The organism is Nocardioides mangrovicus (assembly GCF_003674065.1).
In the GTDB taxonomy this organism is placed as follows: Bacteria; Actinomycetota; Actinomycetes; order Propionibacteriales; family Nocardioidaceae; genus Marmoricola; species Marmoricola mangrovicus.
In genome coordinates this window covers 904,306-915,048 of sequence record NZ_RDBE01000001.1, presented here as the reverse complement: position 1 = coordinate 915,048, position 10,743 = coordinate 904,306, and the positions used below count along the sequence as shown (strand labels likewise).

Genomic DNA, 10,743 nt, shown 5'->3' with positions numbered 1-10,743 from the left:
AGCAAGCGATCTCAGATGTCACAGATCCGTGCAGCAGCCCCCACCCATGACGACCGACCGCGCCGTCCCGACCGAGCCCCGCACCCGACTCGGGGTCCGCGGGAAGGTCCTTCTCGTGGGCGCCGTCGGGGTCGTCGCCGCCCTCATCGTCGGCGCGGTGGGCGCGCAGTTCGCCGGACGCTCCCAGAGCGACGCGCGCCAGATCGCGCGGCTGGAGAAGCTGTCGACCGCGGTCCGCACCATCAACTTCTACAACGCCGACGTCACCGGCTGGCAGGTCGCCTACGCGTGGGACACCCGGCGGATGTCGGTCGAGAAGGCGCTGGACCCCACGAGCCTCAACCGGGCCGGCTTCCTCGCCGACGCCGACAAGCTCGACAAGGTGCTCGCCGAGACGCCGACCGCGTCGATGACCGCCACCGAGAGGAAGCTCTACGCGCAGCTGACGGCGCAGTGGAAGCGGTTCTTCGAGGTCGACGACCAGATCGTCGCCACCTACCGGCAGAACACCCCGGGATCCCTGGACGCCGGCGACGCCATGATCGTGGGCGCCGAGTACGACGTGTACGACAAGATCATCGACCTCAGCGGCAAGCTCGAGGCCAGCGTCCAGAAGCGGCTGACGACGACGTCGCAGGCCTCGATCTCCGCCGCCGGCCACGCCCGAGGCCTCATCCTCGCGGTGCTGGTGCTGGCCGGCCTCGCCGTGGCCGGGGCCGCGCTGCTCGTGGCCTCCCGCATCCTGCGTGACGTCGTCTCGGTGCGCCGGGCGCTCGACGCGCTGGCCGCCGGGGACCTGACGGTGACCACCGAGGCCGCCTCGCGCGACGAGATCGGGCACATGGCCCGCGCCTACGAGACCGCCCGCAGCTCGATGGCCGAGATCGTCGGCACCGTGGCTGCCTCGGCCGAGGCCGTGGCCGCGGCGTCGGAGGAGCTGACCGCGTCGGCCCAGCAGATCGCCGGTGGCGCCGAGGCCACCTCGGCCCAGGCGGGTGTGGTCGCCGGTGCCGCCGACCGCGTCTCGCGGAACGTGACCACCGTCGCCGCGGGCGCCGAGCAGATGGACGCCTCGATCCGCGAGATCGCGCTCTCCACCAACGAGGCGGCGCGCGTCGCCGCGGACGCCGTGGGCGTCGCGGCCTCGACGAACGCCTCGGTGGCCAAGCTCGGCGTCTCCAGCGTGGAGATCGGCAACGTGGTCAAGGTGATCACCTCGATCGCCGAACAGACCAACCTGCTGGCGCTCAACGCCACCATCGAGGCCGCGCGTGCCGGCGAGGCCGGCAAGGGCTTCGCGGTGGTGGCCAACGAGGTCAAGGAGCTGGCCCAGGAGACCGCCCGGGCGACCGAGGACATCGCCCAGCGCGTGGAGACCATCCAGAGCGACACCACGTCGGCGGTCTCGGCGATCGAGGAGATCTCGACCATCATCAGCTCCATCAACGACTACCAGCTCACCATCGCCTCGGCCGTGGAGGAGCAGACCGCCACCACCCGCGAGATGAGCCGCAACGTGGCCGAGGCCTCGGGGACCTCCGGCGAGATCGCCGAGAGCATCGCCGGCGTCGCCGACGCGGCCGGCGAGACCTCGCAGTCGGTCGTCCAGACCCGCTCGGCGATCGACGAGCTGGCCCGGATGTCGAGCGCGCTGCGTGAGCAGGTCGAGCGGTTCGTGGTGTCCTGAGGAGCTGACGTCCAGGGCTTGTGGCGGGCGGGATCGCCGCCCCGGAATTTTCCGGGGTTTTGCCGGGTGCCCGGCAAAACCCCGGGAAATTCGGCCCAGAAACGCGCACCGGGACGAGTTTCAGTCACCCACCGTCCGTTTCACCCCGAATCCCGACCCGCCAGCCCGACCCGCCAGCCCGACCCGCCAGCCAGCCACCACGCCAGCCCCGCTCAGGCGACGACCCGGCCCCGCAGCACGACCAGCGAGGGCTCGCTCAGCACGCTGAGATCCTGCCGCGGGTCGCGCGGGTAGACGACCAGGTCGGCGGGCGTGCCCTCGGCCAGGGTCGGCGGCAGGCCGAGCCAGGCGCGGGCCTTCCAGCTGGCCGCGGCCAGGGCGTCCTCGGCGCCGATGCCGTAGGCGGCCAGCTCGGCCACCTCGCCGGCGATGGTGCCGTGGGGCAGCACTCCCCCGGCGTCGGTGCCGGCGTAGATCGCGACGCCGGCCTCGTAGGCGGCCATGATCGTCTCGCGGCGGCGCGCGTGGAGGTCGGTCATCGTGGTGGCGTAGGCCGGGAACTTCTCCGCCGCGGCCGACGCGTAGCCGGGGAAGCTGTCGAGCTGCATCGCCGTCGGCACCAGGGCGGTGCCGTGCTCGACCATCGCGTCCACCAGGTCCGGCGTCAGCCCGGTGCCGTGCTCGATGCAGTCGATGCCCGCCTCGATCAGCGGGCCCAGCGCCTGCCTCCCGAACACGTGCGAGGTGACCTTCGCGCCGTGGGCGTGGGCCACCGCGATCGCCTCGGCCACCGCCTCGGCCGGGAACGACGGGGCGAGATCGCCGACCTCCCGGTCGATCCAGTCGCCGACCACCTTGACCCAGCCGTCGCCGCGTTCGGCCTCCTGCGCGACGTAGGAGGCCAGGTCGGCGGGCTCCACCTCGTGGGCGTAGTGGCGGATGTAGCGCCGCGTCCGCGCGATATGGCGGCCCGCACGCACCAGCCGCGGCAGGTCGTCGCGATCGTGGATCCAGCTGGTGTCGACCGGCGAGCCGCAGTCGCGCAGCAGCAGAGCTCCGGCGTCGCGGTCGGCCAGGGCCTGGCGCTCGCACTCCTTCTCGTCCACGCCGCCGTTCGCGTCGAGACCCACGTGACAGTGCGCGTCGACCAGTCCCGGCACGACCCAGCCCTCGGCGGCCGTCTCGGCACCCGGCTGAGGTTCGAGGCTGATCAGGCCGTCCACCAGGTACAGGTCTCGGGCCTCGCCGTCGGGCAGCACCGGACCTCGGACCCTCAGCGTCGCAACCATGCCAGGACCGTACCGACCCCCCTGACAGGCCGGGAAAACTTAGGTTAGCCTAACCTTCCATGACCGTGACTGCTCCACCGGCGACCGACGTCGGCGAGGAGGCCCGCGCCGCCGTCCACGTCGGGCTGTGGGTGTCGGCCACCCGCTGCCTGCTGACCTACGTCGTCGCACCCGCGCTCGGCGCGCTGGGCCTCGTGCTCGGTCCCGTGGGACTGGTGCTGCAGCTGGCCGGTGCGCTGACCGCGACCGCCGGAGCGCGCCGCCTGTGGCGGCTGGGTCACCGGCTGCGGTGGCCCTACGTCGCCGTCGCCGCGGCGGTCGACGCTGCGAGCCTGACCGTGCTGGTGCAGGCGGTGCGGCGGTGACCCAGACGCTGAAGGCTCCCGTCGAGCGGACGGAGCGCCGACCCCGCCGGCGGCGTCCGGTCCGTCGCTTCATGGTGGTCAGCCACCGCTGGCTCTCGCTGGTGCTGGGTCTCGTGCTGCTGGTCATCACGACCAGCGGCGGGCTGCTGCTCTACCGGCCCGAGCTCGAGCGGGTGCTGGCGGGGCCGGCCTACGAGCCCAGTCATCACGCGGTCGCCGTCACCTTGCCCCAGGCCCGCGAGATCGTGGCGCAGGCGCATCCGAGCTTCGAGGCGACCGGCGTCTGGTACGAGCACGGCGTCTACCGGGTCACCGACGACACCACCTCCTGGGCCGTCGACCCCGGCACCGGACGGATCCTTGGCCACGTCGGCGAGACCCCCTCGTGGCTGGGCTTCCTGCAAAACCTGCACGAGTGCTTCTTGTCCTGCGAGGGCGACCCGGGCTACCTGTCCTGGCTGAACCAGCCCATCTCCCACACCGGCTGGCTGGGCGACGACGGCGCGGACGTCACCGGCGGCTCGCTGGTGCTCGGCGTCTTCGGGCTGCTGCTGCTCTACCTCTCGCTCACCGGGATCTGGCTGTGGTTCCCACGGCCCTCGCGATGGCGCTCGTCGATGTCGGTGCGCTGGAAGCGCGGCCGGTTCGCCCGCGACACCGACCTGCACAAGGTCGCCGGCATGATCGCGATCCCGGCGCTGCTGCTGTGGGCGGTCACCGGCGCCGGCTTCGAGCTCAGCTTCATGGAGAAGGCCTGGTACGCCGTCACCCCGGGCAGCGAGCGCAGCTACGCCGACCCGGTCTCGGCCAAGGCCCCCAAGGGAACCCCCGACATCGGCCTCGCCCACGCCGCGCAGGCCGCGCAGGCGCTGCACCCCGATGCGGACCTGGTCTACGCCGGGCTGCCGGTCAAGGGCGACGCCACCTCGGCCTACACCTTCTGGTTCTCCGACGGCTTCGACCCGTACGGCCAGACGCAGTACCCCGGCGACCTCGGGGTGGGCGTCGACCGGCACACCGGCCGGGCCAGCGACTACTACGGCGGCCCGGGCGAGGCGACCGCGCAGGTGCTGTGGGACCAGTGGAGCTACCCCGCCCACGCCGGCTACGTCGTCAACGGCTGGTGGCGGCTGGTGTGGACGCTGTTCGCCTTCGCGCCGCTGCTGCTGGCGATCACCGGCATCTCGACCTGGCTGGTGCGGCGCAGCACCAAGCGCCGCCGGCGCCGTGCCGCGCGCACCCACGAGCCCGCCACCGTGCCCACCGAGGTGGCCGAGGTCGTCCGCGAGGACCCCGAGACCGACCCGGAGCTGGCCGCCGCGCTCGACGAGGAGCGCTAGGACTACTTCAGGTACTTCTCCAGGTCGGCCGGGATCTGCAGCTTCGAGGGATCGAACTCCTTCGACCCCTCCCCCAGGCCGAACGCGGACCCGGGGGCCGCGGCGGGCTTGGGGGCGTCCTGTTGGGCGGCCTTGGCCGGGTTGCCGCTGCGGCGCGAGCCCTTGGCCTTCTTCTTCTGCGGCGCCTGCCGGGCCTTGGCCCGCTTGCCGAAGCCCATGCCGGGCGAGCCGGGCATGCCCGGCATGCCGCCGCCGCGCGCCATCTGCTCCATCATCGTGCGTGCCTGGAAGAAGCGGTCGACGAGCTGGTTGACGTCGGAGACGGTGCGCCCCGAGCCCTTGGCGATGCGCGAGCGGCGCGACCCGTCGATGATCTTCGGATTGGCCCGCTCGGCCGGCGTCATCGACTGGATGACGGCCTGGATCCGGTCGACCTCGCGCTCGTCGAAGTTCTCGATCTGGTCGCGGAACTGCCCCATCCCAGGCAGCATCCCCATGATCTTCGACATCGAGCCGAGCTTGCGCACCTGCTGCATCTGCTCGAGGAAGTCGTCGAGGGTGAACTCCCCGCCCTGGCCCGAGAGCTTCTGCGCGGCCTTGAGCGCCTGCTCGGAGTCGAACGCCTTCTCCGCCTGCTCGATGAGCGTCATGACGTCGCCCATGTCGAGGATGCGCGAGGCCATCCGGTCGGGGTGGAAGACGTCGAAGTCGGTGAGCTGCTCGCCGTTGGAGGCGAACATCACCGGCTTGCCGGTCATCGACCGGATCGAGAGCGCCGCACCGCCGCGGGCGTCGCCGTCGAGCTTGGTGAGCACGACGCCGTCGTAGCCGACGCCGTCGAGGAACGCCTGCGCCGTGGTGACGGCGTCCTGGCCGATCATCGCGTCGACGACGAAGAGCACCTCGTCGGGCTGCACGGCGTCGCGGATGTCGGCTGCCTGCTGCATCAGCTCGGCGTCGATGCCCAGCCGGCCGGCGGTATCGACGATGACGACGTCGTGCAGCGTCCGCTTGGCCTCCTCGACGCCGCCGCGGGCGACGGCCACCGGGTCCCCACCGTGCTCGACTCCTTGGGCATTGCCGGGCTCGGGCGCCCACACCGTGACGCCGGCGCGCTCGCCGTTGACCTGCAGCTGGTTGACCGCGTTGGGGCGCTGCAGGTCGGCGGCCACCAGCATCGGGCTGTGGCCCTCGCCCTTGAGCCACAGCGCCAGCTTGGCGGCCAGCGTCGTCTTGCCGGCACCCTGCAGGCCGGCCAGCATGATGACGGTGGGCGGCGTCTTGGCGAACCGCAGCCGCCGAGTCTCCCCGCCGAGGATCGCGACGAGCTCCTCATCGACGATCTTGACGATCTGCTGGGCCGGGTTCAGCGCCTGGCTGACGTCCTCGCCGCGAGCGCGCTCCTTGACCGCGGCCACGAACTCCTTGACCACCGGCAGCGCGACATCGGCCTCCAGCAGCGCGATGCGGATCTCGCGCGCCGTGGCGTCGATGTCGGCCTCGGACAGGCGGCCCTTGCCGCGCAGGTTCTTGAAGGTGTCGGCGAGCCGGTCGGAGAGCGTGGCGAACAAGTCAGGAGTCCTCAGGTCTGGGGATCTTCAAGCCTAACGGTGTCCAGCAGCGCCTCCCGGACCACGTGCGCCGCCCGGGCCGCGCGGACCTCGTCGAGGGCGCCCGCGGCGTCCTCCTGCACGTAGAAGACGTCGACCGCCTGCGGCCCCAGCGTGGCCACGTGCATCGAGCGCACCGACAGCCCCAGCCCGGCCAGCGCCCGGCAGACCGCGTAGATCACGCCGGGACGATCCTCGGCGCGCACCTCGAGCACGGTGGCGGTGGCCGAGGCCTCGGGACGTACACCCACGGTCGGCTCCAGCCGTGCGCTGCTGCGCCGGGCCAGCCGCTCGCTGGGGTCGAGTCGCCCGGCCACGATGTTCTCCAGGCGCTGGAGCAGCACGGTCTCGTCGAGCTCGACGTCGGCCACCTCCCACTGCGAGAGCCCGATCGCCACCTCGGCGACGTCTGCCGCTTCGACCGTCCAGGCCCGCGCCGCGCGCACCGAGACCCGCTGCAGGGCCAGCATCGCGGCGGCGTCGGCCAGCAGGCCCACCCGGTCGCGGGCCACGACGGTCACCCGGCAGCCCTCGTCGGTGGGCTCGGTCTCCACCCACACCTGGGAGAGGTCGCGCAGCACCTTGTCGGGCACGGTCGCGATGGGGTCGGGCACCGCCACGTCGGGGCCCGTGCCCTCGCCCAGCGCCTCCACGCAGCGACGGAAGAGGGTCCGCACCAGCGACGCGCGCCAGGCGGTCCACGCCTTCTCCGACGTCGCACGCGCGTCGGCCTCGGTCAGCGTCACGAGCAGCTCCAGGGCCTCGCGGTCGGGCACCTGCGCGAGCACGGCGGCCACGGTCGCAGGGTCGTCGACGTCGCGGGTGGTGGCCACCTCGGGCAGCAGCAGGTGGCGCCGCACCAGGAGCCCGACCAGGTCGACCTCGCGGTCGTCGAAGCCGATCCGGCGCGCGATCTCGCGGGCCACCGGCTCCCCGGCCACGCTGTGCTCGAGCAGACCGCCCTTACCGATGTCGTGCAGCAGCGCGGCGACCAGCAGTACGTCGGGCCGCGCCACTCGGCGGATCAGGGCCGAGGCCTCGATGCAGGTCTCGACCATGTGCCGGTCGACGGTGAACCGGTGCACCACCGAGGCGTGCGGCAGCAGCCGCACCGGCTCCCACTCGGGCAGGAAGGTGGCGATGGCGCCGGTCTCGAAGCCCGTCTCGTCGAGGGTCTCCCACACCGCCAGCAGGCCGCGACCGGCGCCGAGCAGCCGCACCAGCAGGTCGCGCGCCTCGGCCGGCCACGGGTCGGGCAGCGGCGGGCACTCGCGCACCAACCGCGCCGCCGTGGCCGGGGAGAGCACCAGACCGCGCTCGGCGGCCACGGCGGCCGCTCGCAGCAGCAGCGTCGGGTCGTTCTCCGGACGCGCACCCCGGTCGAGCACCACTTCGCCGTTGGAGACCGCCACCCCGCCGCCGACCGACTCCAGCGCCGGACGACGCGGACCCGAGGAGCGGCGCAGCACCGCCTCCGCTCGGCTCCAGGTCAGCCGCGACAGGTGCGTGATGCGGCGACCGGCCGCACGGGTGAGGCGCTGCGCCGCGCGGTCGTCGGGCAGGTCGAGCAGGCCGGCGATCTCGCCCCAGTACTCCGGCACCACGCGGTCGGTGGCGCGGCCGGCCACGGCGTGCAGCGCATCGCGGACGTCGAGCAGGCTGGTGCGCGAGCGCTCCAGCTCCGCGTGCGGCACGTCGACCAGCCACGAGGCCACCAGCGCCTTGAGGACGGTGGCGTCGCGCAGCCCGCCGACGGATTCTTTGAGGTCGGGCACCGAGGAGTGGGCCAGCTCGCCCATCAGGTTCGCGCGCGAGGAGACCAGCTCGCGCAGCTCGGGCAGCCGCTGCCGGGCCTCGCGACGCCACTGGGTGAGCAGGTCGCCGCGCAGCCGCAGCGTCAGGTTCGAGTCGCCGGCCAGATGGCGGGCGTCGAGCAGGCCCAGCGCCACGCGCGGGTCGGCGGCGGCCTGCTCGGCCGCCTGCGCAGGGGTCCGCACCGAGTGATCGACGTGATGGCCGGCGTCCCACAGCGGGTACCACAGGTCGGCGGCCCACTGGCCGGCCTCGACCCGCTCGTCGTGCACCAGCAGCAGATCCAGGTCGCTGTAGGGGGCCAGCTCCCCGCGCCCGTAGCCGCCGACCGCGACCAGCGCGACACCGGTCTCGGGCGGGCTCGCGGCGGCGAAGGCCGCGATCGAAGCTTCGTCGGCGCCCTGCGTACGTCGGGCGCGCTCCTCAGCGCTCAGAACCGGACTCCGCTAGAGGGCGGAGCTGTCGCGGTCGCCGGTCCGCACCCGCACCACGGACTCCACGGGCACGACCCACACCTTGCCGTCACCGATGCGCCCGGTGCGGGCCGCCTCCACGACGGTGTCGGCGACCGACGCGGCGTCCGCGTCGTCGACGACGATCTCCAACCGGATCTTCGGCACCAGCGAGATGTCGTACTCCGCACCTCGGTAGACCTCGGTGTGGCCCTTCTGCCGGCCGTAGCCGCTGACCTCCGAGACCGTCATGCCGGTGACGCCCGCCGCCTCGAGAGCGGCGCGCACGTCCTCCCACTTGTGAGGCTTCACGACGGCGGTGACGATCTTCATACCCCGAGAACCTACCGTCACCGCCGTCGTCGAGCCGTTGCTAGATCGCTGCCTCGTCGCGGTCGCCCGTGCGGACCCGCACCACCGACTCGACCGGGCTGACCCACACCTTGCCGTCGCCGATGCGACCGGTCTGCGCCGACTTCACCACGATGCCCGTGACGTCCTCGACGTCGCCGTCCTCGACGACGATCTCGATGCGGATCTTGGGCACCAGGGCGATGTCGTACTCAGCACCGCGGTAGACCTCGGTGTGGCCCTTCTGCCGGCCGTAGCCGCTGACCTCCGAGACCGTCATGCCGGTGACGCCGAAGGTCTCCAGCGCCTCGCGGACCTCGTCCCACTTGTGCGGCTTGATCACCGCGGTCACGAGCTTCATGCCGATGCGCCTTCCTTGCTGATCGACGCCGAGTGGCTGCCCTGCACGGGGAGCACACCGGTGCTGCTGGTGGAGACGTGCAGGTCGTAGGCCGACTCACCGTGCTGGTCGTAGTCGATGCCCTCGACCTCGGCCTCGTCGCTGATCCGCCAGCCGATGGTGGCCTTGATGGCGAAGGCGATGACGGTGGTGAGCACACCGGTCCACACGATGGTGAACAGCGCGGCGAGCGCCTGGTGGGCCAGCAGCGTCAGGTTGCCGCCGTAGAACAGGCCGTTCATGTCGCCGAAGAAGCCGTCGACGCCCTGCGGGGACTTATCGGTGCCGACCAGGCCGATGAGCAGCGTGCCGACGATGCCGCCGACCAGGTGCACACCGACGACGTCGAGCGAGTCGTCCATGCCGAACTTGTACTTCAGCCCGACCGCCCAGGCGCACAGGACGCCGGCGGCCACGCCGACGACGATCGCGCCGACCAGGTTGACCGCACCGCAGGCCGGGGTGATCGCGACCAGACCGGCCACGATGCCCGAGGCCGCACCCAGCGAGGTGGCCTTGCCGTGCAGGATCCGCTCCATCAGCAGCCAGCCGAGCATCGCGGCCATGGTCGCGATGGTGGTGTTCATGAAGGTCGTGCCCATCTCGCCGGCGAACTGGTCGGAGAAGGAGCCCCAGTTCTTCACGGTGTCGTCGGTGAAGACCATCGAGCCGACGTTGAAGCCGTACCAGCCGACCCACAGCAGCCCGGCGCCGATCATGGTCAGCGTGAGGTTGTGCGGACGCATGGGGTCGCGCGGGTAGCCGACGCGCTTGCCGATCACCAGGCAGAGCACGAGACCGGCGATACCGGCGTTGATGTGGACCACCGTGCCGCCGGCGTAGTCCAGCGCGGGGAACGTGGTGGTGAGCCAGCCGCCGGCGAAGACGTTGTGCGCCACCGGGAAGTAGCAGGCGGTCGCCCAGATCGGCAGGAACACCAGCCAGGCTGCGGTCTTCACGCGATCGGCGATCGCGCCGGAGATCAGCGCGGCCGTGATCGCGGCGAAGGTGAGCTGGAACAGCACGAAGATGTAGTTCTGCGGCGAGACGTGCGCCAGCCCGAACATGTGGAACGGGTTGGCGATCAGCTTGCCGTTGGCGTTGCCGGCGCCGTCGCCCCCGAAGGACATCGACCAGCCCCACAGCACCCAGACGATGCCCACCACGGCCATCGACAGGTAGGACATCATCATCATGTTCAGCACGGACTTCGAACGCGTCATGCCGCCGTAGAACAGTGCCAGCGCCGGCACCGTCATCATCAGCACCAGCAACGTCGCCACGATCATCCAGGCGAAGTAGCCATCCATGGGCCTCTCCTACAACTATGGGTCAGGTCGCAGACGCCGGGCACGCGAGCCTCCCGAGGGGTGCCAGCGGAATCTTGGGCAAACGATGCGGCGGTGGTGTTTCGCTGCCGGCCCGCCTGTGTTTCGT

Annotated in this window: 9 protein-coding genes; 3 read left to right on the top strand and 6 right to left on the bottom strand. The window is 71.9% G+C overall.

The genetic code is table 11. From position 1 onward, the window contains the following. The first annotated feature begins 46 nt into the window (after nucleotides 1–46). Nucleotides 47–1,687, top strand: a complete 1,641-nt coding sequence (locus D9V37_RS04530) for a methyl-accepting chemotaxis protein (RefSeq protein ID WP_121804863.1) — start codon at nucleotides 47–49, stop codon at nucleotides 1,685–1,687. Nucleotides 1,688–1,899: 212 nt separating this feature from the next. Here D9V37_RS04530 and D9V37_RS04525 read toward each other — a convergent pair whose 3' ends face one another. Continuing rightward, entirely contained in the window at nucleotides 1,900–2,976 is a 1,077-nt protein-coding gene (locus D9V37_RS04525) for an amidohydrolase family protein (protein WP_121804862.1), read from the bottom strand. Nucleotides 2,977–3,035: 59 nt separating this feature from the next. Here D9V37_RS04525 and D9V37_RS04520 point away from each other — a divergent pair, with 59 nt between their 5' ends. Both D9V37_RS04520 and D9V37_RS04515 read left to right on the top strand, forming a co-directional pair. Next, on the top strand, nucleotides 3,036–3,341 hold the full coding sequence (locus D9V37_RS04520; protein WP_121804861.1) for a hypothetical protein: 306 nt from the start codon (nucleotides 3,036–3,038) through the stop codon (nucleotides 3,339–3,341). Beyond that, a complete protein-coding gene (locus tag D9V37_RS04515) occupies nucleotides 3,338–4,681 on the top strand; it encodes a PepSY-associated TM helix domain-containing protein (protein WP_121804860.1) in 1,344 nt (447 codons plus the stop codon). Before D9V37_RS04520 ends, D9V37_RS04515 begins: the two co-directional genes overlap by 4 nt. A gap of 2 nt (nucleotides 4,682–4,683) precedes the next feature. Here the strand turns inward: D9V37_RS04515 and ffh are convergent, their stop codons facing one another. From ffh to D9V37_RS04490, 5 genes are read right to left on the bottom strand one after another with little or no spacing between them, the layout of a single operon-like run. Continuing rightward, nucleotides 4,684–6,252 carry a signal recognition particle protein gene (ffh, locus tag D9V37_RS04510; RefSeq protein ID WP_121804859.1) on the bottom strand — a complete coding sequence of 523 codons (1,569 nt, stop codon included), beginning with the start codon at nucleotides 6,250–6,252 and terminating at the stop codon, nucleotides 4,684–4,686. A gap of 11 nt (nucleotides 6,253–6,263) precedes the next feature. Next, on the bottom strand, nucleotides 6,264–8,537 hold the full coding sequence (locus D9V37_RS04505) for a [protein-PII] uridylyltransferase (RefSeq protein ID WP_121804858.1): 2,274 nt from the start codon (nucleotides 8,535–8,537) through the stop codon (nucleotides 6,264–6,266). Between the two features lie 12 nt (nucleotides 8,538–8,549). Next, nucleotides 8,550–8,888, bottom strand: a complete 339-nt coding sequence (locus D9V37_RS04500) for a P-II family nitrogen regulator (RefSeq protein WP_121804857.1) — start codon at nucleotides 8,886–8,888, stop codon at nucleotides 8,550–8,552. A gap of 40 nt (nucleotides 8,889–8,928) precedes the next feature. Further along, nucleotides 8,929–9,267: a P-II family nitrogen regulator gene (locus D9V37_RS04495; RefSeq protein ID WP_121804856.1), complete on the bottom strand. Its 339-nt coding sequence runs from the start codon at nucleotides 9,265–9,267 to the stop codon at nucleotides 8,929–8,931. Further along, nucleotides 9,264–10,616, bottom strand: coding sequence for an ammonium transporter (locus D9V37_RS04490; RefSeq protein ID WP_121804855.1), 1,353 nt, complete (start codon nucleotides 10,614–10,616; stop codon nucleotides 9,264–9,266). Before D9V37_RS04490 ends, D9V37_RS04495 begins: the two co-directional genes overlap by 4 nt. Nucleotides 10,617–10,743 lie beyond the last annotated feature (127 nt).